Source organism: Brevundimonas sp. FV2ps16, from assembly GCF_058681075.1.
In genome coordinates this window covers 2,954,784-2,978,024 of sequence record NZ_CM178728.1, presented here as the reverse complement: position 1 = coordinate 2,978,024, position 23,241 = coordinate 2,954,784, and the positions used below count along the sequence as shown (strand labels likewise).

Below are 23,241 nucleotides of genomic sequence, written 5' to 3'. Positions count from 1 at the left end.
CATAGGACGAAAGGTCCGGGTCCTGCGGCTTGCATTCGGCGCGGCGCGGGTCGATCTGGAGGCGGTGATGTCTTCCCCTACCATCGTGATCGTGGGCGCCGGCGTGCTGGGCCTGAGTACGGCGTTCGAGCTGAAGCGGCGCGGCCATGCGGTGACCGTGATCGATCCCGGCGGACCCAACGCCTCGCGCGTGGCGGCGGGCATGGTGGCCCCGGCCATGGAGGCGGCGATCGACGACGTGTCGCCCGACAGGGCGGCCTTGTACCGCGCCGGCCGGGACCTGTGGCTCGGCTTCGCCGTCGCCTCAGGCGTGGCCCTGACGCAGGGCCCTGCGGAGTGGCGCGGCGGGGACGTGGACGCCATAGAGGCGCGGCTGCAGGCCCTCGGGTTCGCGGCCTGGCGCGACGGGGATCGCGTGATTACGGACGAGGATCTTCAGATCGAGCCGGAACAGGCGATGGGCGCCCTGTCCGCTGCTCTGGGCGACGCAGTTGTCGAAGGGCGCGTCACCGGGCTGCACCAGGAGGCGGGCGGTTGGCGGGTCGAGGTGGACGGTCTGCCCCTGACGGCGTCGGCGGTCGTTCTGGCGACCGGCACGGAGGCGTTCATTCCTGGGACGCCCGAGGCGACACGCGCCCTGGTCGAAAGCGTTCAGCCGATCCGCGGCCAGATCGGGACGGCGCCCCAAGCCCTGACGCCGCGCGTCGCACGGGGGCCGGGGGCCTATGTGGCGCCGATGGCCGGCGGGGCGGTTATCGGGGCGACCATGGAGCCGGGGCGGCGTGATACGACCCCCGATGCGGCCGTGGGCGAGCGACTGACCGAGGCCGCCTGGCGGGTGCTGGGCCAGGCGCCGGAACCCCTGAACATCGAATGGCGCGCCGGGGTGCGCGGCGCCTCGGCGGACGGTCTGCCCATGGCCGGACCTGCGCCGGACGGGGAGGGGCTGTTCCTGGCCCTGGCGCCGCGTCGCAACGGCTGGCTGCTGGGGCCGCTGGTCGCGAGCGTGGTCGCCGATGCGATCGAGGGGCGGACGCCGTCGCCGGAAGCCCGCGCCCTCGATCCTCGACGCTTTTAATCCGCCATGGCGAAGCGGACGGTGAAGTTGACCGTCGCCCCGTCCACCGCGCGACCGTCGACCGTGCGGGGGTTCATGCGGAAGTCCCGCGTCAGGCTCATGGCCGCCCGGCCGAAGCCCTGGCCCCTGGGCGTTTCGTCGGCGACGCGGCAGGCGGTCAGGCCGCCGTCGATGCGGACGATGCAGGACAGGCTGGCCGCGCCCGACAGACCGTTGTCAGCCGCGCGCGTCGGATAGGCGCGCGCCATCTGCGCCTCAGAGGGGCGGCTGGCCCAGGTCGGATTGTTGATGACCGAGACGGCGCGGGGCGGGGTCTCGGTCGTCGCCGTTCCACCTTCGACGCCCTTCGGAGCCGTGCTGACGATCACTTGGCCGGGCGGGGCCGTCTCGGCCGTCTTGTCCGGCGGCGTCAAAGGTACGGTCTCGACGGTCGGCGGCGCCTTGAGGATGGGGTCATGGATCGGCGTCGGCGGCGCGGCGGTCTTCTGAGTCGGGGGAAGAGGCTTGGGCTTCGGTCGCTCGACGAAGACATCGACAATAGGGTCTTCGATGACGCCTTGGGCCAGTTGCTCGTCCAACTGGAACCGCTGGTTATAGAGCGCCACCCCCACCCCGACGTGCGCCACAACGGACAGGCCGATGGCGGCCCACATCCAGCGCGGCAAAGGTTTTCTGCGTTCCCCGAAGTCGATGGGGCTGATTGCGCCGGGTCCCCCGGCGGCACGGATCATCATCTCGACACTCCCTCGTTCACCGCCCCCGCAGCGCCCGTAACCGAAAGTGAGCGCGCAGCTTGTGGCGAGTTTGCGGCGAGGTTTTGGAGATCGACCAACGTCGATCCCCCGGTCTGGTTAATGCGACCGTTAACGATTAAGGGTTGATTAACCACGTTCGACGAGGCTTCGCCTGTCATGGGCATCCGAGCGATTCCATCTTCAGGCGGCGTAGAAGCGGCCATCCGGCGCGCCTCCACCGCCGTGGGCGTGGATTATGACTTTCTGATCAAGACGGCGCGCCGCGAGAGCGCGATGAATCCGTCGGCCAAGGCGCCGACCTCGTCAGCGGCGGGCCTGTTCCAGTTCATCGAACAGACCTGGTTGGGCACGGTCAAACAGCACGGGGCTCAGCATGGCTATGGCCAGTATGCCGACCTGATCCACAAGGGATCGGACGGGCGCTGGCGGGTCGAGGGATCGGCGCGCAATGTCGTGCTGGACCTGAGGTTCGACCCTCATGCGGCCTCGACCATGGCGGCGGAGCTGACGGCGTCGAACGCCGCCTATCTGCGCGGCCGCACCGGCAAGGAGCCGGGGGCGGGGGATCTTTACGCAGCGCACTTCCTGGGGCCGGCGGGCGCGGCCAGCCTGATGACGGCGATGGATCGCAATCCGAGCGGAAGCGCCGTCGCGCTGTTTCCCGAGGCGGCGCGAGCCAATCGCAGCATCTTCTACAAAGACGGCCGGGCGGCCACGGTCGCCGAGGTCCACACCAATCTGCAGCGCACCGCCGGCCATGGCGCGCCGGCGGCCGGGATCGGCGAGACGCGCTCGCCGCCGCCGGAGCTGAGTGACCGCGATCAGGTCCTGGCCGCGCGCATGGACCGGCTGAAACAGGAGCAGGGCCTTCTGGCCCTTTTGCTGGGGCAGGATGGATCGTCGTCGTCAGGGTTCGGCGGGGCCTTTTCGCCCAACGACAAGGATTCGACCTGAGATCGGCAAGCCTCGATGGTAAACCGACCGTTAAGCATGGCAGGGTCATGATGTCGGCACGCCCGATTCCCTGACGAGCCGTCCATGACCGCCTTCCGCGCCCGCCTCACCGAAATGGACATCCAACGCCTGGTCAAGGCGGTGGATGAGGACGAGCGCGCCGAGGCCGCCCACAAGCTCTGCCGCAACATGGATCGGGCCGAACTGGACGACCACGAGCGGGAGGCGGCGCAGAAGATCGTGCGCCTGTTGGCCAATGACGCGGCCGAGCTGGTGCGTCGTGCCATGGCCGTGACGCTCAAGTCGTCGGATCTGATCCCCAACGACGTCGCGCGGCGCTTGGCGGCGGACCTCGACAGTATCGCCCTGCCCATCATCGGCGCCTCGCCGGCGCTGAGCGACGACGATCTGATCGAGATCGTGCGCGCCGGTTCGGCCCTGCGCCAGATCGCGGTCGCTGGACGGCCGAGCGTATCCCGCGACGTGTCCCAGGCCCTGGCCGACGAGGGGAACGAGCAGGCGGTCCGGGTTCTGGCGGCCAATGACAACGCCGACTTGTCGGAGCGCGCCCTGGGCGTGATCGTGGATCGTTTTCCCGACTCGGGCGAGGTGGTCGCCGCCGTCGCCTATCGTCAGGTCCTGCCGCTCCATATCACTGAACGGCTGATCGAACTGGCCAGCGAGACGGTGCGTGAACACCTGGTCTCGCGCCACGCCGTGGCGCCCGAGACAGCCATTCGATTGGCGCAATATTCGCGTGAGCGGGCCACGATCGATCTGGTCGAACAGGCCGCGTCCAGCGCCGACCTGCCGGCGTTCATGGCGCAGCTGAACCTGCGTAAAGTCTTGAACGCCTCGCTGCTGCTGCGCGGATTGGCGCGCGGCCAGATGACGATGCTGGAACATGGCTTGGCTGAGTTGGCGGCGACGCCGCATCACCGGGCCTGGCTGATGATCCATGACGCCGGGCCGCTGGGGCTGAAAGCCATCTATGATCGGGCGGGCCTGCCGCCGCGCCTGTTCCAGGCCTTCCGCGCCGGGGTGGACACCTGGCGGGCGCTGTCGGCCGAGGGGGTGGATACGTCGAGCGACGTCTTCCGTCAGCGGATGCTGGAGCGCTTCCTGACCCAACGGCCCAACGTGCCGCGCGATGACCTGGCCTATCTGATGGAGCGGCTGGACCAGGCGCCGATGCGTCCGACGCAGATGGCGGCCTCCGCCGCCTGAATCCTCGCGTCGGGCAAAAAAAGGGGCCGTCCGCAGACGAGCCCCTTTGCTGTAGTCGACCTGGAATGGCTCAGCGGGACTTGTGCTGAGAGACCTCGGCTTCGAGAGATTCGGCCAGGACGCGGCCGGTGGGGTTTTCGTCGGTCTTGATCTGGTCGCGGACCACGGAGCGGATCGCATCGACATGGGCGTGGACAATGGTCAGGGGCGCTCCCGCCCGGGCTGTAGCGTCGTCCAGCAGCCGGCACAGCGAGCCGGCGATACGGGTCACCAGCGGATATTCGTAGGTGGTTCCCAGGCCCTTCAGGTCATGGGCGCGGAAGTAGAGGGCTTCTGCGGTTTCGGCCGTCAGGCCCTTTTCGCGGATGTCGGCCTGGGCCTGATCCAGTTTGACGATCTCGTCGTTGAGCCACTGGCCGAACTGGGCCGACATGGCCTTCAGCGCTTCCTCGGCCCGGGCGATAGCGTCGGCGTTGATGCCGAAACCGCCCCCGATCCTGGGGCGAAGAGACGGTGTGGTGGGCTTGACGTTCGCCGGATCGCTCATGGCGGACCTCCATAGAATTTGGGCGGAGCTTAGCCCTGCCGCCTTAAGAAGCCGTATAGGGGGGGGCGTCAGTTGGTGAACTGTTCGGTCATGACCCGTTCGTCGAAGGATCGGCCGGCGTCGAACAACATGGTCAGGGCGACGTCGCGCCGTTCGCGCACCTCCACCCGCGATACGCGTCGGACCTCGAAATTATCGGCGGTGGCGGAGACCGGGCGCTTGTCCGCCTCCAGAACGTCGAACCGCACCTTGGCGCCATGGGACAGGAGGGCCCCGCGCCAGCGTCGGGGGCGAAAGGCGCTGATCGGGGTCAGGGCCAGTATGCGGGCGTCCAGGGGGATGATCGGGCCGTGGGCGGACAGATTATAGGCTGTGGATCCCGCCGGCGTCGCCACCAGACAGCCGTCGCAGGACAGCTCGTCCAGCCGCACCCGGTCGTCGACGGTGATCTTCAGCTTGGCGCTCTGGCGGGTCTGGCGCAGCAGGGAGACCTCGTTGATGGCCAAGCCGGTGTGGACCTCGCCGCTTTCGGTCCAGGCGTCCATCTGAAGCGGGTGGATGACGGTGCGTTCGGCGGCGACGACGCGGGCGATCAGGTCGTCTTCGTCATAGTCGTTCATCAGGAAGCCAACCGACCCTCGGTTCATGCCGTAGACGGGAGTGCGGCGGCGAAGATTGCCGTGCAGGGTTTCCAGCATCTGTCCGTCGCCGCCGAGGGCGACGATGATGTCGGCCTCTTCCTCGGGCACAGCGCCATAGCGGGCGATCAGGGCCTGGCGCGCCGCCTGGGCTTCGGGTCGGTCGCTGGCGACAAAGGCGAGTGCGGGGATCTGGGTCACGCCGAACGTGAGCCCCAGCTTGACCGCGAAGTCAAACCGTCGCGGTCTTTTCCATCATCTGACGAAAAGCGCGGGCGGCCGAATGGCTGTTCATCGGCGTGGTGGTCCAGCCGCCGTCGCCGGGCAGACCGTCCGCCAGCTTGCGCACCTCGGCGAGCAGGGAGGGGAAGACGGCCTTGTCCATACCGACGGCGAGGCAGGCGAGATACAGGGGCTCTGCGGTCGGCGCATAGACCGCGGCGCGGATTTGGGCGGGCGTGAAGTTTCCGAGTTGACCCAGAGCCTGTTCGAACAGGCCGAGGCGCTGCTCACGCAGGGCGCGGATCAGGATGCCGGGGCGGAGTTGACCCGCAGCCATCAGCTTTTCGATCAGGCGACGCTCCATCTCCTGGCGCTCGCGATCCTCGATTCGGCGTTCGTTCGGAATTGGGCGCCATGTCGGATTACGGGCGGCGTTGGCGGAGGCGGCGCGCACGGCTGCGTTCAGCAGGCGGTCATCGATCTCGAAACGTTCGCCGATCGACTGGCGCAGGGCCTGCCCGACCCATTGGTAGAGCTCGTGGGCCAGGGATTCGCTCAGCCGCGGATGGCGGGTCAGGGGGGCGCGCAGACCGGCGATCCGACGCGAATGCTCGACCAGCCGGTGCATCGCCGCTTCGCCGATATCGGCGCTGCGGTTCGACGCCAGGGCGGTCATGGTGATCGGATCGGCCTGGTCCAGTATGGCGTCCACGACCCCGCCCGAGAGGTGGGGGCGGCGGGCGACCGCGATCTGATGCTCCAGCGTGGTTTCGACCAGGACGCGGATCAGGGCGGCGTCCTTCAGCACGGGACTGGCGGCGATCACCGGGGCGGCGATGTCGATCTCGTCCAGCGCCAGCATTTCGATCAGGGCCAGGGGAGCCCAATCGGCGGAGGCGAGCCGTTCGGCAAGCTGCTGGCGGATGTCCCGTTCGGCCTGGACGGCCAACGTGAGGAAGATCTCGCCGAGCACTGGCGGCATGGGCATCGCCGGCGCGGCGGCTTCGCAAAGGCTGATGACGCCGGAGAGAAGGCGCAGGCGGTCGTCGGGGGCCTTGCTGCGCGCCAGATCAAGGAGGTCCGTTGCGGAGAGGCCGGGCGCGAGCGCCTCAGACGTCGGCATTCGAAGGGCAGCGGACACGGCGACTCCCGGACGCAGTAAGCTCACACGCAGCACATTATGGTCCCTGTCGTGAAGGTGCGGTTAACGGAAGCTGAAAGGCGAAGGTTAACGTCGCCGTCCTAAGTGCCCCGCTTGACGGATGGCGGGTGCGGGAGGACGGTCAGGCAAAGCCCGTGAGAGGCATGTTGAACCCAGGAGGAACCCCATGGCCGATGGCGCCAGCCCCGCGTTGAAAACCCGTGTGTCCGAAGCCGAGTGGCAGGTCCGTGTCGAACTGGCCGCCCTTTACCGCCTCGTGGCGTTGCACGGCTGGGACGACATGATCTTCACCCATATCTCGGCCCGCGTGCCGGGGCCGGAACATCATTTCCTGATCAATCCCTACGGCTACTATTTCGAGGAGATCACCGCCTCGTCGCTGGTGAAGGTCGATCTGGACGGGAACATCGTTCAGGAGACGACGAACTTCATCAATCCGGCGGGCTTCACCATCCATTCGGCGGTCCATGCGGCGCGCGAGGATGCGAAGTTCGTGATCCATCTGCACACCGTCAGCGGCGTGGGCGTGGCGGCGCAGCAGCATGGCCTGCTGCCTATCAGCCAGAACGCGTGTTTACTACAGCATCAAGTTGCGTATCATGGGTATGAGGGATTGGCGCTGAACCATGACGAGCGCGAACGTCTGGTGGCCGATCTTGGAGACAAGCCGCTGATGCTGTTGAGAAATCACGGCACGCTCGCGGTCGGAGAGACGGCGGCGCAGGCATGGATCGGGATATTCTTCCTGGAAAGGGCCTGCGCGCAGCAGGTGGCCGCCCTGGCCGGCGGGCGCGAACATGTGCTGATCGCCCCGGATCACGCCCAGGCGGAGACGAAGGAGCAGGGGCGGGGGATCGGCTTCATCTCGGCGCTCGCCTGGCCGGGGGCCTTGCGACAACTGGATCGGAAGTCGCCAGGCTACGACGCCTAGGTCAAACCGGGGCGGTCGCCGGGGTGGCGGTCGCCCTCGCGGGCCTGGCGAGTACGGCCTCCGCCGGAGCCTGGACTCAGCCTAAAGGCCAGGCACAGGCGATCGTCAAATATGACGACATGCTGGCCAAAGAGGGGTTTGATCCCGCAGGCGAGAGGCGGCCGCTGGAAGTGGATCGAACGGACCGGACGGCGGGCCTGTTCGCCGAATACGGACTGACCGACCGGCTGACGCTTCAGCTGAAGGCTGATTGGCAACAAGGGGAAGACGCCTTCATCGACTACGAAGGTCGGGGACCGATCGAGGTCGGGGCGACCTGGCAGGTCTGGCGAACCGATCACAATGCCGTCAGCCTGTATGGCGGTTACGCTCGCGCGGGGCAGGGGCGCAACGCCGGTTACGCCGCGCCCGGCGTCGGCGAGCACGACTGGGAAGCGCGGGTTTCAGCCGGTCGGTCGCTGGGCGCCGTCGGGGGCCGCTGGGGGATGGATCGATCGTTCGTTGAGGTGCAGGCGGCGCGTCGGCTGCGTGACGGTCTACCCGACGAAACCCGCGTGGACGCTACGGTCGGCGGCAGGATCGGGCGGGATTGGCTGGTGATGGGCCAGGCGTTCGGAGGCGCGGCGGACGGCGGGGCCCGTTGGCTGTCGGTGGAAACTTCGGTGACGCGCGACTTCGGCGACTGGAGCGTGCAGGCAGGCTGGCGGCAGACGGTGGCGGGCCGGGAGACGGCTATCGCGCAGGGACCGGTTGTAGCGATCTGGCGCAGATTTTGATCGTCATCTGTGCGACGGAATTCGTCGTACACGACGTTACCAATAGGTAATCTTGCGCACGGTGGAGAAGCCGCTAAGCGTGCGCGTCCTCTGAATTTGAAAGTCTGTTGCGTGATAAGACGCCACTTCTTCCTGATCGCCGCAGCTGTGCTGTTGGGGCTGATGGTCCTCGCCGCCGTGCTGAAGGTGGCGTTCGCCGACGATGAGGCTGCGGGCGGGCCGGGCGGTGGGCGCCGGGGCGGGCAGCAGGTGTCCGAGGCGACCGTGTCCGAACGCCAGTTCTCGGATCAGATTCGCGTCCTGGGCGTCGCAAGGGGGCAGAGGTCGGTCAATATCACCTCTTCGACCACAGAACTGATCACCCGTGTTCTGTTCACGGACGGGCAGACGGTCTCGGCGGGCGCGCCTCTGGTCGAGTTGCAGGCGCGGGAAGAGGACGCGGCCATTATCGAGGCGCGCGCCAACGTGGCGCAGGCTCAGCGCGAGCGTGATCGATACAAGGCGCTGGCGGATCGCGGGATCGCGCCGCAAGTGTTGCTGGAACAGGCCGAGACGGCGCTGGAGACGGCGCGCGCGTCGCTGGATGCGGCGCAGGCGCGGCGCGGCGATCGTGTTATCCGCGCGCCTTTCGCAGGGACTTTGGGCCTGACGACCGTCACGCCCGGAACCCTTATCAATCCTGGCGCAGTGATTGCGACCCTGGACGACACATCGACCATTCGCGTCGATTTTCCCTTGCCCGAGCGTTACCTGAATGTCCTGCGCGCCGGCGTCTCGATCACCGCCACGGCCGACGCCTATGGCGACACGCCGTTCCAGGGGCGGATCGCCCTGATCGACACGCGCGTCAACGAAACCACCCGCGCCGCCACCGCCCGCGCCGAATTCCCCAATCCCGGCGGTCGCATCCGCCCCGGCATGCTGCTGCGCGTCGCGGTTCAGCAGGGCCAGCGCCAGGCGCCTGCCGCGCCGGAGTCCGCCATTCAGTATGAGGGCGAGGGCGCCTTCGTCTATCGCATCGCTCCTGGCGCCCAGGGCACGACGGCCCAGCGTGTGGAGATCGAGACCGGCGTCGTCGAGAACGGCTTCGTCGAGATTCTGTCCGGCTTGGAGGTGGGCGACCGGATCGTCGGTTCGGGCCTGAACCGAATCCAGCCCGGCGCGCCGATCAGCGTCGCCGGCGCCGGACGCGGGCCAAATCTTAAGGCCGCTGAGAGCGCCGCACGATGATGCTGTCCGACGTTTCGGTCCGGCGACCGGTCTTTGCGGCCGTCGCCGCCATCGTCCTGTGCGTGATCGGGGCGGCCGCCTTCTTCTTCCTGCCCGTGCGCGAACTGCCGGACGTGGATCCGCCGATCGTCTCGGTCAACACCAGCTACGCCGGCGCCTCGGCCGAGGTGATCGAGAGCCGGATTACCGAGCCGATCGAACAGCAGATCGCCGGCATCCAGGGCGTCGAACGCATCAACTCGACCAGCCGCGACGGCCGCTCGAACGTCAATATCGAGTTCTCGCTGGACCGGAACATCGACGACGCCGCCAATGACGTGCGCGACCGCGTCAGTCGGGTGGTCGGACGTCTGCCGGACCAGGCCGATCCGCCGGAAGTGGCCAAGGCGGATTCCGACAGCCAGCCGATCATCATTGTCTTCCTGCGCTCGACGACGATGAACCGGCTGCAGCTGACCGACTATGCCGACCGCTATCTGGTGGATCGGATGGCGACGGTGCCGGGCGTGGCCCAGGTCAATATCTACGGCGAGCAGCGCTATTCGATGCGGATATGGCTGGACCCCGCGGCGCTGGCGGCGCGGGGTCTGACGGTCAATGATGTCGAGACTGCTCTGACCAGCCAGAACGTCGAACTGCCGGCCGGATCTCTGGAATCGACCGACAAGGATTATACGGTCCGGGTGGCCCGCACCTACGCCCGGCCTGAGGACTTCCGACAGCTGCCCATCGGCACGCGGGGCTCTGCGTCGGCGTCGGCTTCGGTCGCGACCGGTACAGGCAGCGGCTCTTCGGCCATCATTCAGGGGCAGCCGACCTATGTGACCCGCCTAGGCGACGTCGCCCGCGTCGAAGAGGCGCCGGAGGAGGATCGCCGCCTGTTTCGTGGCAACAGCATGGACCAGATCGGTCTGGCCGTGACCCGCCAGGCCCAGTCGAACGATCTGGCCATCTCGGACGGCGTCCGCAAGATGATCGACGACATTCGCCCCAGCCTGCCGCCTGGCGTGACGCTGGAGATCGGGTCGGACAACTCGGTCTTCACCTCGCACGCCATCGACGAGGTGTGGATCACCATCGGCATTTCCATGGCCCTGGTGGCCCTGGTCAACTTCATCTTCCTGGGCAGCCTGCGGGCCGCTTTGATCCCGTCCATTGTCGCGCCTATCTGTCTGTTGGCGACCTTCATCGTCCTGGCGCCTCTGGGCTTCTCGCTGAACCTTCTGACCCTGCTGGCCCTGGTTCTGGCCATCGGTCTGGTCGTCGATGACGCTATCGTGGTGGTCGAGAACATCCAGCGTCGTCTGGATCACGGCGAGCCGCCGCTGGTGGCCGCCGAACGGGGGGCACGGCAGGTGTTCTTCGCCGTGGTGGCGACGACCATCGTCCTGCTGTCGGTGTTCGCGCCGCTGCTGTTCCTGCCCGGCTATGTCGGGCGGTTGTTCGTCGAACTGGCGGCGGCGATTGCTGCGGCGGTGGCCTTCTCGGCCTTCCTGGCGCTCAGCCTGTCGCCCATGCTGGCGTCCAAGATCCTGAAGCCGGCGCAAAGCGGCGGCTGGCTGGCGCGGCGGGTCGACTGGGCCATGGACGGGCTGAAGACCTCTTATGGCCGTTCCCTGGACATGCTGCTGGGGCGTCGCATCGCGGTGATCGGCGTCGGCGCTCTGATCGCCCTGGTCGCGGCCGGCGCGGGCGGCATCTTCCTGATCCTGCCGAACGAGCTGGTGCCGGACGAGGACCGGGGCCGTGTGTCGGTTCGCGTCGCGGGACCTGAGGGCGCGGGCTTCGACTATACCCGCAAGATCATGATGGGCTTGGAGCCGCTGTTGGCTGACTACAAGGCAAGCGGGGAGGCGGACTCCTATCTGGTGTCGGCCCCTGGTTTCGGCGGCGGCAGTTTCAACACCGGCAACGGGGTTCTGGTTCTGTCCGACTGGTCCAAGCGCGACCGGTCGGCCGCCGAGATCGCGCAAGAGCTGAACGGCAAGCTGCGCGGACAGACGGACGCCCAGGTCAACGCCTCGACCCCCGGCGCCTTCCAGCGCGGCGGCGGCAACTCCAACTCGGTCGAGCTGGTCGCCACCGGGACGGACTACGACCAAATCTATAGGTGGCTTCAGCCCATGCTGGCGGCCGCGCAGGCCAATCCGGGCTTTTCGCGTCCCCGCCTGAACTATGAGCCGAACTCGCCGCGCCTTCTGGTCGATGTCGATCCGCAGAAGGCGGCCGCCCTGGGCGTGTCGTCTCAGTCCATCGGCCGGACGCTGGAGACCATGTTCGGGTCCCGCACCGCCACCACCTATATCAAGGGCGGGCAGGAGTATGACGTCATTCTGCAGACAGATCGCGACAACCGTCGCGAAGTCGCGGATCTGGAAGCCCTCTATGTTGCGACCGGCGCGGGGCAGCTGGTGCCTCTGTCTGCGGTGGTGACGACCCAAACTTCGGGCGACACGCCGGACCGGCGTCGTCTGGATCGCCAGCGGTCGATCTCGCTCCAAGCCGATCTGAACCCCGGAACGACCATCGACGATGCGGTGCAGTTCCTCAGCGCCGAGGCGGCGAAACAGCCCCAAGGCGGCGTCGTCACCCAATGGGGCGGTGCGGCGCGGGATCAGCAGGAGGCGGGCGGCGCTGTCGTCGCGGCCTTTGGTCTGGCCTTGCTGCTGGTCTTCCTGGTGCTGGCGGCCCAGTTCGAAAGCTGGATCACGCCGGCGGTCATCATGCTGACGGTTCCGCTGGCGGCGGCGGGCGGACTGTTCGGCCTGCTGATGGCCGGGTCCAGCCTGAATCTCTACAGCCAGATCGGCCTGATCATCCTGATCGGGGTGGCGGCCAAGAACGGCATCCTGATCGTGGAGTTCGCCAATCAGCTGCGCGATCAGGGACGGTCCATCCGCGAGGCGATCATCGAGTCGGCCTCGCTGCGTCTGCGGCCGATCATCATGACCTCCATCGCCACCGCCTTCGGCGCCCTGCCGCTGGTGCTGTGGCAGGGGGCGGGGGCGGGCAGTCGCCAGACCATCGGCGTGGTCATCTTCACCGGCGCCATCTTTGCGACCGTGCTGACCCTGTTCGTGGTGCCGGTGATCTACGGCGTCCTGGCGCGCTTCACCAAGTCGCCGGAATGGACTGCTCGCAAAATCGAGGAATGGGAAGCGCACGAGCAACGCGAAGGCGGGCCCAAGCCCATCGACGCGCACTGAGGCGTCAGGAGGCGGGCGGGGCTGCTGGCGCGGCAGGCTGGAAGCCCGTCTCCACCTTCAGATAGGCGATGACGTCACGCCGATCTGCGGCGTCGGACAGGCCGGCGAAGGTCATCTTGTTGCCGGGCAGGAAGGCCTTGGGATTTTCCAGCCAGTGGTCGAGCGTGTCGGCGTCCCACACGAACTGGGCCGTCCGAAGCGTGTTCGAATAGTTGTAGCGCGGGCGGTCCCCCGCCTTGCGCCCAAACACGCCGTACAGATTGGGCCCCGCCAGATCGGGCGCGCCCTCGCCTATAGTGTGACACGCGCGGCAACGCGCGAAGACGCGACGCCCGTTGGCCAGGTCCCCGGCATTGTAGGGGGCGGGCAGGGCCGCCAGCAGCATCGCCTTTTCAGCCTCGGTCGCCGCAGGCTTGGCCGGCTGACCCATCGTGGCGTTCGAAGATTCGCTCTGGCCACAGGCGGAGAGTGTCAGGATCAGGGAAGCGGCGAGGGCGGGACGGCTCATCGGGGTATCCTATTTCTTGCCGGTGATAGTGCAAATGTCAGACGCGGCAATTGGTCAAGCTGTCCTGCTGGACGCGGCCCCCACGCACCTGATAATCAGTGTCAAGGAAACGCGGAGCCGCCGGGGGGCGGCGTCCGCTCGTGTGAGCCGAGATTTGACCGATACCATAAAGCTGAGCCAGGCCCGACGGGGCGATCGCGGCGTCATTATTCAAGTGGGCGCCCATTGCCACCACCAAGTTGAGGCGGTCGAGCTGGAACGTCGCCTGCTCGAGCTGGGCTTCGTCGAGGGCGCGCAGGTCGAACTGCTGCATGAAGGCCTGTTCGGTCGCGACCCGATCGCCATGAAGGTGGACGATATGCGCGTGGCCCTGCGCCGGCATGAGGCCGCCAGCCTGACCATTAAGCTGGACGTCGCCTGATGGACATGGCCCTGAAGACCGCCCGCGTCGCCCTGGTCGGCAATCCGAACAGCGGCAAGACCGCCCTGTTCAACGCCCTGACCGGCGCCCACCAGAAGGTCGCCAACTACGCCGGGGTCACGGTTGAGCGGAAGGAGGGGCTGATCCGCGCCGCTTCCGGCCGGACCATGTCGGTGCTGGACCTGCCCGGCACCTATTCGCTGCGGGCCCGCAGCCCGGACGAGGAAGTGACCCGGGACGCCGTCCTGGGCCGTCTGGCCGGCGAGACGCCGCCGGACGTGGTGGTCTGCGTCGCGGACGCCACCAATCTGCGTCTGGTCCTGCGCCTGATCCTGGAACTGAAGGCGGTTGGCCGGCCGATGGTGCTGGCGCTGAACATGTACGACATCGCCCAGCGCCAGGGCCTGCGGATCGACCTGGAGCAACTGCGCGCCGAACTGGGCGTGCCGATCATCACCACGGTGGCGACGCGCAAGCGCGGGATCGACGACCTAGTCGCCGCCGTCGAAGCGCAGGTCGAGGCCGCCGCTCTGAGCGAGAACAGCTGGCACAGTCCCGACGCCGCCGAGCTGCGCACCGCCGCCCGCGAGGCCGAGCGGATCATGAAGGTCTGCGTGCGCCCGCCTGAGCGGCCGGACACCTTGACCGGGCGGATCGATTCCGTGCTGCTGCACCCGGTCGGCGGGATGATCATCCTGATGGCGATCCTGTTCGTCATGTTCCAGGCCGTGTTCAGTTGGGCCGCGCCCCTGATGGACGGCATCGAGGGCGGCATCGGCTGGCTGGGCGGTCTGGTCGCGGCGGTCATTCCCGACGGCCTGCTGCAGAGCCTGATCGTCGACGGCATCATCTCGGGCGTGGGCAGCGTGCTGGTCTTCCTGCCGCAGATCCTGATCCTGTTCCTGTTCATCATCGCCCTGGAAGACTTCGGCTATATGGCCCGGGCGGCCTTCCTGATGGACAAGATCATGGGCGGGGCGGGGCTGCACGGCCGCGCGTTCATCCCGCTGCTGTCCAGCTTCGCCTGCGCAATTCCCGGCGTAATGGCGGCGCGGGTGATCGATTCAAAGCGCGACCGCATGACGACCATACTGGTTGCGCCGCTGATGACCTGCTCGGCGCGGATTCCGGTCTATACGCTGATCATCGCCGCCTTCATTCCGAACGAGACGGTGTGGGGCTTCGCCAATCTGCAAGGCCTGGTGATGTTCGGCCTGTACGCCGCCGGCATCGTCAGCGCCCTGGTCGTGTCGCTGCTGATCCGCAAGGTGTTCTGGCGCGGCGCGGTCGAGCCCTTCATGATGGAACTGCCGGCCTACAAGACGCCGGACCTGCGCAGCGTCGCCTTCAATCTGTGGCTCCGGGCCAAGATATTCCTGAACCGGGCGGGGCGGATAATTCTGCCTCTGGTCATCCTGCTGTGGGTTCTGGCGACCTTCCCCTATCCGCCCGAGAACGCCACGATGCCGGACATCGACTATTCGTTCGCCGGGATGATCGGCCGGGCGCTGGAGCCGATCTTCGCACCTATCGGCTTCAACTGGCAGATGGTCATCGCCCTGATCCCCGGCATGGCGGCGCGCGAGGTCGCGGTGGCCGCCCTGGGCACCACCTACGCCATCGCCGACGCCGAGAACGCGACGGGTCTGCTGGCCTCGACCCTGTCGGCGCAATGGTCGCTGGCGACGGCCCTGTCCTTCCTGGCCTGGTACATCTTCGCGCCCCAGTGCGTGGCGACGCTGGGCGTGGTGAAGCGCGAGACCAACTCGTGGAAATGGACCTGGATCATGATCGTCTACATGTTCGGACTGGCCTATCTGGCCTCGTTCGCGACCTATCATGTGGCGGTGGCGCTCGGGGGCGGCTAAGCGGGGGCGGTTCTTCACCGCCCGGGCCCCGAAATGAACCCTGTCATCGCCGCTGTCGTCATGGGCCTTCTGGGCCTGATCATCGGCAGTTTTCTGGCGGCGGTCAGCGTCCGTCTGCCGCGCGAAGAGGACATCGTGGTCGCCCGATCACGGTGTATGGGGTGCGATCAGCCGCTGCGACCGTGGGAGCTAGTCCCGCTGTTTAGCTGGCTGGCCCTGCGCGCCCGGTGCGCCAGGTGCGGCGTTGCCATTTCTCCACGCTATCCCCTGATCGAAACAGGTGGAGCCCTGGTCGGCGTTTGGGCTGGCTTGAGCGGATCGTCATGGCTGATGGTCGCAACGACCGCCGTGCTGGGCTGGCAACTGCTGCTGATCGCCATCATCGACGGCGAGAATTTCTGGCTTCCCGATGTCCTGACCTGGCCGCTGGCGGCGACGGGCCTGATCGCGGCCGCTTTGATTGGACGGGACGTGGCCCTGTCGCACCTGATCGGGGCAGCGGTCGGTTTCGGCGGGCTGTGGCTGGTCGGCTGGCTGTACAAGGCGGTCCGCAAGCGCGACGGCCTGGGCGGGGGCGACCCCTTCCTGTTCGCTGGCGCCGGGGCCTGGGTGGGGTGGATCGGCCTGCCCAGCGTGCTGCTGTGGGCCTCGGCCGCGGGGCTTAGTCTGGTGTTCGGTCTGCTGGTGGTGCGCCGCTCGGTCAGCGCGACGGACAAGCTGCCCTTCGGGGTGTTTCTGGCCGTGGGGATCTGGCTAACCTGGCTGTATGGGCCGCTGGGCCTCTAGCGCCCCGTCGTCAGCTTGACGATGATGATGGCGGCCGTGTCCAGAATGGCCTCGGGCGTGTCGGCGCGACGCAGCAGGTCGAAACTGGCGGCCGTGGATTCAGCGATCGAGGCTATCTGGTAGGAGGCCAGGCGCGGATTGTAATCCTTGGGGTGCAGACCTGCGGCGTGGGCCTGAGCAACGCGGCGCTCGATCGCCAGGTGCAGCCGACGCAGGCGGCGAACCCGGCTTTCGACAAAGGCCGCGTCGCCGTTGTCGGCCAGCATGTGCTCGACCCGTAGAACCTGGCCGTGATCGCGCCAGATGGCCATGACGTCCAGAATGAAGGCCCGGCCTATGCCAAAGGCTTTGTCGCCGGGCCAGTCGGCCTGGAAGTGGGCGGCTAGACCCTGAAAATCGGTCGCCGCGGTCTCGCATAGGGCCAGGACCGGCTCTTCGACCGTCTTGAAATAGGTGTAGAAGTTGGAGGGGGACACGCCTGCGGCCGAAGCGAGGTCGGCGACGCGGATTTCGCCGTAGTGACGCGAGTTGAGCAGTGTCCGGGTCGCGTCGAGGATCGCCTGGCGGGTTCGGCCCCCGCGCGCGCCGATCTTGTGGCCCAGCTTGTTGGTCTTGTCGGCCATATCCCCGATGGTCGGTAAAGGCGGAGCCCGAGAACTTCGAGCCGGCCGCATTCGGTACGCGGAAGCGAAACTGTGTCGTAGGCGGATCAGGTTATTGCACAGGTGGCCAAAAATCCAGCGGCTGTCGGGATTTAGTCGCTTTCGTTTCGCTTCTGGATGCACGGGTGGCGATCTCGAGCTCACAGGCTTTCGACCTAGAGTGTCGGCCTTCATCCCGGCGTCCGATCATGCCAAAACCTTGCTTCGACGGTTTCGGGCAGAAGCGCGCAGCGATGGATGGATGGTCTAGATGACCGCCCCTCACGGCCTCGCCGCCGCCTGGGGCGGGCTGTGCGGACCCGTCAGACCGCCCGTCAGCGGCTCCTGCGCTGCGACAGCGGGAGCGGGCGGCTCGTAGTGGACGCCAACGCCCGGGCCCACGGGCAGGTCGAAGGCCACCCAGGCCGCCACCATGGCCAGACCGGCGACCAGGAAGGCGCCCGCATAGGGCAGCATGGTCGCCATTAACGACCCTAGGCCGAAGCGCGGGTCCCAGCGCTGGGCGAAGGTCAGGATCAGCGGAAAATAGCTCATCAGCGGCGTGGCGATATTGGTCACCGAGTCGCCCATCCGATAGGCGGCGGTCGTCATCTCGGGCGAGATTCCCAGCAGCATGAACATGGGCACGACGATGGGCGCGAGGGCGGACCATTTGGCCGAAGCCGAGCCGATGAACAGATCGAAGACGCAGGAGACCAGAACGACGCAGATCAGCAGCAGCGGGGCGGGCAGGGCCAGGGTCTTCAGCTCAGCGGCGGCGTTGACCGCCAGGATCGGCCCCAGGCCCGACCAGTTGAACATGGCGACGAAATGGGCGGCGAAGAAGGCCAGGACGATATAGGGCGCTAGCTGGGCGATCCCGTCGCGCATCATCTTCACCAGGTCGCGATGAGACTGGATCGAACCGGATCCGGCTCCATAGGCGCCGCCCAGGACAAAGAAGGTCACGGCGAAGAAGGCGACCAGCGAACGATACAGCGGATTGAACCTCTGTTCCGCCACCGCCTCCGGATCTACGAACGGCGAACCGGGCAGAAGGGTGATCAGGGCCCAGAGGCCGATCATGCCCAAAAGCGCCAGGCCGGCCCAGGACAGACCGCGCTTTTCCGTCGCGGTCAGGGGCTGCTTTTCCGACGCTGCGGGCGCGGCCACACCTTCGGACGGGGTCCAGCGACCCAGTCGGGGTTCGATCACCCGGTCGGTCAGGAACCAGACGATGGGCGTGAAGACGACCACCACCCCGACGATGAAGAACCAGTTGCCGGCGATGTTCACCGAATAGGAGGGGTCGATCAGATGGGCCGCCGGCTCGGTGATGCCCAGGATCAGGGCGTCGCTGGCGCCGGGGAACAGATTGCCGGCGTAACCGCCCGATACGGCGGCGAACCCCGCCGCCAGCCCCGCCAGAGGGTGGCGACCCGCCGCCGCGAAGATCACCGCCGCCAGCGGGATCACCACCACATAGGAGGCATCGGACGCATGGTGGGACACCATGCCGGTGATCACCACGACCGGCGTCAGTATGGCGCGCGGCGCATTCAGCAGGGCGCCGCGAATCGCTGTGGCGAACAGGCCGGTCCTTTCCGCGACTGACGCGCCATAGATGATGGTAATGACGATCCCCAGCGGTGGGAAATCCGCCAGGGTGCGCGGCATGCCGATGATCAGCCGCTCAAGATTCTCTGCCGACAGCAGGCTTTGCGCGACCAGCCGATCCCCGGTGACCGGATTGACAGCGGACCATCCCAGCCCGGCGCCGACCAGGCTGAGCAAGATCAGTACGCCGATCAGCCACAGAAAGAGAAAGACGGGATCGGGCAACCGATTCCCCACTCTCTCGACGGCGTTCAGAAGACGGCTGCCAGCGCTCATCCAGATGACTTTCGGTTACGATTTCAAGGCGCCAGTAGGGCCGGGAAGGGGGCGAAACAGCAAGCGGAGCCGCTGCGACATATGGCCTCGCGACTTGCGATCCGTTCTCAATAAAAAACCAATCACAGCAGGGGTTTGAACCGCGCGAACGTTGGGTCTAAGAAGCGCCGAATCCCGCCTCTCCCCGGCGGCCGAGGTTCTTTGAATGAACGCTTTTCTGCTCGAATATCTGCCGGTCCTGATCTTCGCCGGCATCGCCGCCTTCATCGGCGTGCTTTTCATCGCCCTGCCGATGCTGCTGGCCCCCAAAAACCCTGACCCGGAAAAGCTGTCCGCTTATGAGTGCGGGTTCAACGCCTTCGACGACGCACGGATGAAGTTCGACGTTCGCTTCTATCTGGTGTCGATCCTCTTCATCATCTTCGACCTGGAAGTGGCCTTCCTCTTCCCGTGGGCGGTGTCGATGTTCGACCTGTCGCACGCGGGGATGATCTTCGCCTTCTGGTCGATGATGGTCTTCCTCGGCGTCCTGACCATCGGCTTCATCTACGAATGGAAGAAGGGAGCCCTGGAATGGGAATAGTCGCACCTTCCTCGCCGCTTCCCGGCGCGCTGGTTCCGGCCAATTCGGCCGCTCGTTCGACGGTCGAGGGCTATGATCCCAAGATCCACGACAAGTTCTTCGAGTCGGTGAACATGGAGCTGGGCGAGCGCGGCTTCCTGACCGCCTCGCTTGACGACGTGATCACCTGGGCGCGCACCGGTTCGCTGATGTGGATGACTTTCGGCCTGGCCTGCTGCGCCGTCGAGATGATCCAGATGTCGATGCCGCGTTTCGACGTCGAACGCTTCGGCATGGCCCCGCGCGGCAGCCCGCGTCACTCGGACCTGATGATCGTCGCCGGCACCCTGACCAACAAGATGGCTCCGGCCATCCGCAAGGTCTACGACCAGATGCCCGACCCGCGCTATGTCGTGTCCATGGGCAGCTGCGCCAACGGCGGCGGCTACTATCACTACAGCTACAGCGTGGTTCGCGGTTGCGACCGGGTCGTGCCGGTGGATGTCTATGTGCCGGGGTGCCCGCCGACGGCGGAGGCGTTGCTGTACGGCCTGCTGCAGCTGCAGAAGAAGATTCGTCGCACGGGGACCATCGACCGATGAGCTCGCTGGCTGTTCAGGCCCAGTTCGAGGCCGCGCTGACGCCGATGGGCGCCGAGCTGGTGGGAGCCCTGGGCGTCGAGGCCCAGGTGGCGTTCGGTGAGCTGACCCTGGTGGCGCCGCGCGAGCGGATCGTCGAGGTCATGACCGGGCTGCGTGACCGCTTCGGCTTCCAGCAACTGTTGGACGTGTGCGGCGCGGACTATCCGGATCGCGAAGAGCGGTTCGAAGTCGTCTATCATCTGCTGTCGATGACCCGGAACGCGCGGGTTCGCGTCAAGGTCGTGACCGACGAGGTCCAGCCCGTTCCCACGGTCTGCCACGTCTATCCGTCGGCCGGCTGGTTCGAGCGCGAAGCCTACGACATGTACGGCGTGATCTTCTCGGGTCACCCCGACATGCGCCGCCTGCTGACCGACTACGGGTTCGAAGGGCATCCGCTGCGCAAGGACTTCCCGATGACGGGCTATGTCGAGGTCCGTTACGACGAAGAACAGAAGCGGGTCGTCTATGAGCCCGTCAAGCTGACGCAGGAATTCCGGACGTTCGACTTCCTCTCGCCGTGGGAAGGCGCCGACTATCCGGCGCCCGTGCTGCCCGGCGACGAAAAGGCAGGAGTGAAGGGCTGATGGCTGACGACGTCCGCATCCCCGCGTCCGCAAACAGCGGCGGCGCCGTCGATCCGTTCGAGGACATGCCGGTCGATCACCGCACCGACCATGCCAAGGCGATGGACGACCGCAAGTTCACCATCAACTTCGGCCCGCAACACCCGGCCGCGCACGGCGTGCTGCGCCTGGTGCTGGAGCTGGACGGCGAGATCGTCGAACGCGTCGATCCGCACATCGGCCTGCTGCACCGCGGCACCGAGAAGCTGATGGAGGCCCGCACCTATCTGCAGAACGTGCCCTATCTGGATCGGCTCGACTATGTCGCGCCGATGAATCAGGAGCACGCCTTCTGCCTGGCCATCGAGAAGCTGCTCGGCATCGAGGTTCCGTACCGGGCACAGCTGATCCGCGTGCTCTATTCGGAGATCGGCCGGATCGGGAACCACCTCCTGAACGCGACCATGCAGGCCATGGACGTCGGTGCCCTGACGCCCCCGCTGTGGGGACACGAAGAGCGCGAGAAGCTGATGGTCTTCTACGAGCGCGCCAGCGGCGCCCGTCTGCACGCCAACTATTTCCGTCCCGGCGGCGTCCACCAGGACCTGCCGATGGACCTGATCGACGACATCGGTCGCTGGTGCCTGGAGTTCCCGCAGGCCCTGGCCGATATCGAGAGCTTGGTCACCGAGAACCGCATCTTCAAGCAGCGCAATGTCGACATCGGCGTCGTGTCCAAGGAAGAGGCCCTGGCCTGGGGCTTCACCGGCGTCATGCTGCGCGGCTCGGACATCGCCTGGGACCTGCGCAAGTCGCAGCCGTATGAGTGCTATGCCGAGCTGGAGTTCGATATTCCGGTCGGCAAGAACGGCGACTGCTGGGATCGTTACCTCTGCCGCATCGAGGAGATGAAGCAGTCGGTGCGGATCATGGAGCAGTGCATCCACAAGCTGCGCAACTGCCCCGGCGAACCGGTGATGCTCGAGGACAACAAGATCGTTCCGCCGCGTCGCGGCGAGATGAAGCGGTCGATGGAATCCCTGATCCATCACTTCAAACTGTACACTGAGGGCTTCAAGACGCCCGAGGGCGAGGTCTACGCCTCGGTCGAAGCGCCTAAGGGCGAGTTCGGCATCTATCTGGTGTCGGACGGCACCAACAAACCCTATCGCGTCAAGATCTCGGCGCCGGGCTTCCGTCACCTGCAGGCGATGGACTGGATGAACCGCGGCCACCAACTGGCTGACGTCTCCGCCATCCTGGGCTCGCTCGACATCGTTTTCGGAGAAGTGGACCGATGAGCGTTCGTCGTCTCGCCAAGGAACAGCCGGCCTCCTTCGCCTTTTCGAAGGACACCAAGGCCAAGGCCGAATGGTGGATCAAGAAGTATCCGGAAAACCGTCGCCAGTCGGCGGTGATCCCGATCCTGTGGCTGGTCCAGAAACAGGAAGGCTGGGTCTCCGAGCCCGCCATCCGCGCCATCGGCGATCTGCTGGGCATGCCCTTCATCCGGGTTCTGGAGGTCGCGACCTTCTACACCATGTTCATGCTGGAGCCGGTCGGCAAGACCGCCCTGATCCAGGTGTGCGGCACCACGCCGTGCATGCTGCGCGGCGCCAATGAGCTGATGAGGGTCTGCAAGGAGAAGATCGGTCCCAAGGACCATCTGTCCGCAGACGGCCGTTTCACCTGGCAGGAAGTCGAGTGCCTGGGCGCCTGTTCGAACGCGCCCATGGCACAGATCAACGACTATTATTTCGAAGACCTGACGCCCGAAACCATCGGCCAGATCATCGACGACTTCGCCGCCGGCAAGACGCCCAAGCCGGGCTCCTATCAGGGCCGTGCGACGTCCGAACCGGCCGGCGGGGCCAAGACCCTGCTGGATCCGAAACTGTATGACGGTTCGGCCGCCAAGCCGATCAAGAAGCTGCCCAACAGCGATCCGGCGCCGGTCGAGAAGGCTCCGGCCTGATGCCAGGACCCGACCTCGACAGCGACGAAGGCCGCGCCGCGTACCGCAAGGAGCTGCGCCAGGTCGCGCGCCCCCTGCGCGCGGGCGGGCTCGCGCTCGTGGTCGGCGCGGCCATGCTGATCCTGCTGACCCGTCAGGGGACGCCGGGCCTCGGTGAATGGGCCTTCACCCTGTCCTACGTCATGCTCGGCTTCGGCTGGGCCTGCGTCATCGGCGCCATCTACACCCGCAATCGGCATCACAAACGCCGGATGCGCGAGTTGGAAGGCGCAACGTCATGACGGCGTCGATCTATTATGGTTCCATGAATTCGATGCAGCGTGCCGGGGGGCGCCATGTCGATGGATCAGAAACGGGCAGGGCGCCGCGCGCCCAAGCGCGGCCGAGGCGGGTGGAGCCCCGCCGGGACGGGCCGATTGCTGGTCAATCTGGCCGGCGCGGCCAGTCTGTCGCTGAGCGCCGGGCCCGTATCGGCGCAAACCCCGCCAACATCCCCTTCGGTCGCCCCCGCGACCGCTCCTTCTACGCCTTCACCCGGTCCTGCTGATGCTTCCGAACCGCGTAACAACCCCAGCCCTGAACCGCGTCAGCCGCCTCCCGGCCAACGCGATCTCGGCCTCGAACGCCAGTCCGCTCTCGGTCCCCCCCGTCGGC

Annotated in this window: 23 protein-coding genes; 16 read left to right on the top strand and 7 right to left on the bottom strand. The window is 66.7% G+C overall.

The window, feature by feature from the left end; genetic code table 11:
- The first annotated feature begins 67 nt into the window (after positions 1-67).
- Positions 68-1,078: an NAD(P)/FAD-dependent oxidoreductase gene (locus tag ACW170_RS14415; protein ID WP_492087328.1), complete on the top strand. Its 1,011-nt coding sequence runs from the start codon at positions 68-70 to the stop codon at positions 1,076-1,078.
- Here the strand turns inward: ACW170_RS14415 and ACW170_RS14410 are convergent.
- The gene (locus ACW170_RS14410; protein ID WP_492087327.1) at positions 1,075-1,812 is read right to left on the bottom strand and encodes a TonB family protein; all 738 of its coding nucleotides are present in this window, start codon (positions 1,810-1,812) and stop codon (positions 1,075-1,077) included. The genes ACW170_RS14415 and ACW170_RS14410 overlap by 4 nt on opposite strands.
- Positions 1,813-1,989: 177 nt before the next feature.
- Here ACW170_RS14410 and ACW170_RS14405 point away from each other — a divergent pair, with 177 nt between their 5' ends.
- Positions 1,990-2,787: a transglycosylase SLT domain-containing protein gene (locus ACW170_RS14405; RefSeq protein ID WP_492087326.1), complete on the top strand. Its 798-nt coding sequence runs from the start codon at positions 1,990-1,992 to the stop codon at positions 2,785-2,787.
- A gap of 84 nt (positions 2,788-2,871) precedes the next feature.
- Entirely contained in the window at positions 2,872-4,014 is a 1,143-nt protein-coding gene (spbR, locus tag ACW170_RS14400; protein WP_492087325.1) for a SpbR family protein, read from the top strand.
- A 70-nt stretch (positions 4,015-4,084) separates the two neighbouring features.
- Here spbR and ACW170_RS14395 read toward each other — a convergent pair whose 3' ends face one another.
- The 3 genes from ACW170_RS14395 to ACW170_RS14385 all read right to left on the bottom strand — a co-directional run bounded on the left by ACW170_RS14395 (position 4,085) and on the right by ACW170_RS14385 (position 6,562).
- Positions 4,085-4,561 (bottom strand): Hpt domain-containing protein, encoded by a 477-nt coding sequence (locus tag ACW170_RS14395; protein WP_492087324.1) that lies wholly within the window; start codon positions 4,559-4,561, stop codon positions 4,085-4,087.
- 68 nt (positions 4,562-4,629) lie between these two features.
- Positions 4,630-5,400 carry an NAD kinase gene (locus tag ACW170_RS14390; protein ID WP_492087323.1) on the bottom strand — a complete coding sequence of 257 codons (771 nt, stop codon included), beginning with the start codon at positions 5,398-5,400 and terminating at the stop codon, positions 4,630-4,632.
- A 31-nt stretch (positions 5,401-5,431) separates the two neighbouring features.
- Positions 5,432-6,562: a DUF2336 domain-containing protein gene (locus ACW170_RS14385; RefSeq protein ID WP_492087322.1), complete on the bottom strand. Its 1,131-nt coding sequence runs from the start codon at positions 6,560-6,562 to the stop codon at positions 5,432-5,434.
- A gap of 187 nt (positions 6,563-6,749) precedes the next feature.
- Here ACW170_RS14385 and ACW170_RS14380 point away from each other — a divergent pair, with 187 nt between their 5' ends.
- The 4 genes from ACW170_RS14380 to ACW170_RS14365 all read left to right on the top strand — a co-directional run bounded on the left by ACW170_RS14380 (position 6,750) and on the right by ACW170_RS14365 (position 12,726).
- Positions 6,750-7,514: a class II aldolase/adducin family protein gene (locus ACW170_RS14380; RefSeq protein ID WP_492087321.1), complete on the top strand. Its 765-nt coding sequence runs from the start codon at positions 6,750-6,752 to the stop codon at positions 7,512-7,514.
- Between the two features lie 119 nt (positions 7,515-7,633).
- Positions 7,634-8,290 carry a hypothetical protein gene (locus ACW170_RS14375; RefSeq protein ID WP_492089191.1) on the top strand — a complete coding sequence of 219 codons (657 nt, stop codon included), beginning with the start codon at positions 7,634-7,636 and terminating at the stop codon, positions 8,288-8,290.
- A gap of 111 nt (positions 8,291-8,401) precedes the next feature.
- Complete coding sequence (locus ACW170_RS14370; protein ID WP_492087320.1) at positions 8,402-9,520, top strand: efflux RND transporter periplasmic adaptor subunit; 1,119 nt, start codon at positions 8,402-8,404, stop codon at positions 9,518-9,520.
- Positions 9,520-12,726: an efflux RND transporter permease subunit gene (locus tag ACW170_RS14365; RefSeq protein WP_492089190.1), complete on the top strand. Its 3,207-nt coding sequence runs from the start codon at positions 9,520-9,522 to the stop codon at positions 12,724-12,726. The genes ACW170_RS14370 and ACW170_RS14365 overlap by 1 nt, the downstream gene beginning before the upstream one ends.
- A gap of 4 nt (positions 12,727-12,730) precedes the next feature.
- Here the strand turns inward: ACW170_RS14365 and ACW170_RS14360 are convergent, their stop codons facing one another.
- Positions 12,731-13,234, bottom strand: a complete 504-nt coding sequence (locus tag ACW170_RS14360; RefSeq protein WP_492087319.1) for a c-type cytochrome — start codon at positions 13,232-13,234, stop codon at positions 12,731-12,733.
- A 154-nt stretch (positions 13,235-13,388) separates the two neighbouring features.
- On the opposite strand from ACW170_RS14360, the gene ACW170_RS14355 reads away from it, so the two are divergent.
- Genes ACW170_RS14355 through ACW170_RS14345 form a run of 3 tightly spaced genes read left to right on the top strand, consistent with a single transcriptional unit; the run spans position 13,389 to position 16,309 of the window.
- Positions 13,389-13,655, top strand: coding sequence for a FeoA family protein (locus ACW170_RS14355; RefSeq protein WP_492087318.1), 267 nt, complete (start codon positions 13,389-13,391; stop codon positions 13,653-13,655).
- Positions 13,655-15,523, top strand: coding sequence for a ferrous iron transporter B (feoB, locus tag ACW170_RS14350; protein ID WP_492087317.1), 1,869 nt, complete (start codon positions 13,655-13,657; stop codon positions 15,521-15,523). The genes ACW170_RS14355 and feoB overlap by 1 nt, the downstream gene beginning before the upstream one ends.
- Positions 15,524-15,556: 33 nt before the next feature.
- Complete coding sequence (locus ACW170_RS14345) at positions 15,557-16,309, top strand: prepilin peptidase (RefSeq protein ID WP_492087316.1); 753 nt, start codon at positions 15,557-15,559, stop codon at positions 16,307-16,309.
- Here ACW170_RS14345 and ACW170_RS14340 read toward each other — a convergent pair.
- Together ACW170_RS14340 and ACW170_RS14335 are read right to left on the bottom strand one after the other, a co-directional pair.
- A complete protein-coding gene (locus ACW170_RS14340) occupies positions 16,306-16,932 on the bottom strand; it encodes a TetR/AcrR family transcriptional regulator (protein WP_492087315.1) in 627 nt (208 codons plus the stop codon). The two genes, ACW170_RS14345 and ACW170_RS14340, sit on opposite strands and share 4 nt — an antisense overlap.
- Positions 16,933-17,232: 300 nt before the next feature.
- On the bottom strand, positions 17,233-18,843 hold the full coding sequence (locus tag ACW170_RS14335) for an AbgT family transporter (protein WP_492087314.1): 1,611 nt from the start codon (positions 18,841-18,843) through the stop codon (positions 17,233-17,235).
- Positions 18,844-19,048: 205 nt separating this feature from the next.
- Between ACW170_RS14335 and ACW170_RS14330 the strand changes: the two genes are divergently transcribed.
- The 6 genes from ACW170_RS14330 (at position 19,049) to ACW170_RS14305 (ending at position 22,868) form a co-directional block, all read left to right on the top strand.
- Entirely contained in the window at positions 19,049-19,426 is a 378-nt protein-coding gene (locus ACW170_RS14330; protein ID WP_492087313.1) for an NADH-quinone oxidoreductase subunit A, read from the top strand.
- Positions 19,396-20,007, top strand: coding sequence for a NuoB/complex I 20 kDa subunit family protein (locus tag ACW170_RS14325; protein ID WP_492087312.1), 612 nt, complete (start codon positions 19,396-19,398; stop codon positions 20,005-20,007). Before ACW170_RS14330 ends, ACW170_RS14325 begins: the two co-directional genes overlap by 31 nt.
- Entirely contained in the window at positions 20,004-20,633 is a 630-nt protein-coding gene (locus ACW170_RS14320; protein ID WP_492087311.1) for an NADH-quinone oxidoreductase subunit C, read from the top strand. Before ACW170_RS14325 ends, ACW170_RS14320 begins: the two co-directional genes overlap by 4 nt.
- Before the next feature lie 65 nt (positions 20,634-20,698).
- Positions 20,699-21,913, top strand: a complete 1,215-nt coding sequence (locus ACW170_RS14315; protein ID WP_492089189.1) for an NADH-quinone oxidoreductase subunit D — start codon at positions 20,699-20,701, stop codon at positions 21,911-21,913.
- A complete protein-coding gene (gene nuoE, locus ACW170_RS14310; RefSeq protein ID WP_492087310.1) occupies positions 21,910-22,587 on the top strand; it encodes an NADH-quinone oxidoreductase subunit NuoE in 678 nt (225 codons plus the stop codon). Before ACW170_RS14315 ends, nuoE begins: the two co-directional genes overlap by 4 nt.
- Positions 22,587-22,868: a hypothetical protein gene (locus ACW170_RS14305; RefSeq protein WP_492040613.1), complete on the top strand. Its 282-nt coding sequence runs from the start codon at positions 22,587-22,589 to the stop codon at positions 22,866-22,868. Before nuoE ends, ACW170_RS14305 begins: the two co-directional genes overlap by 1 nt.
- Positions 22,869-23,241 lie beyond the last annotated feature (373 nt).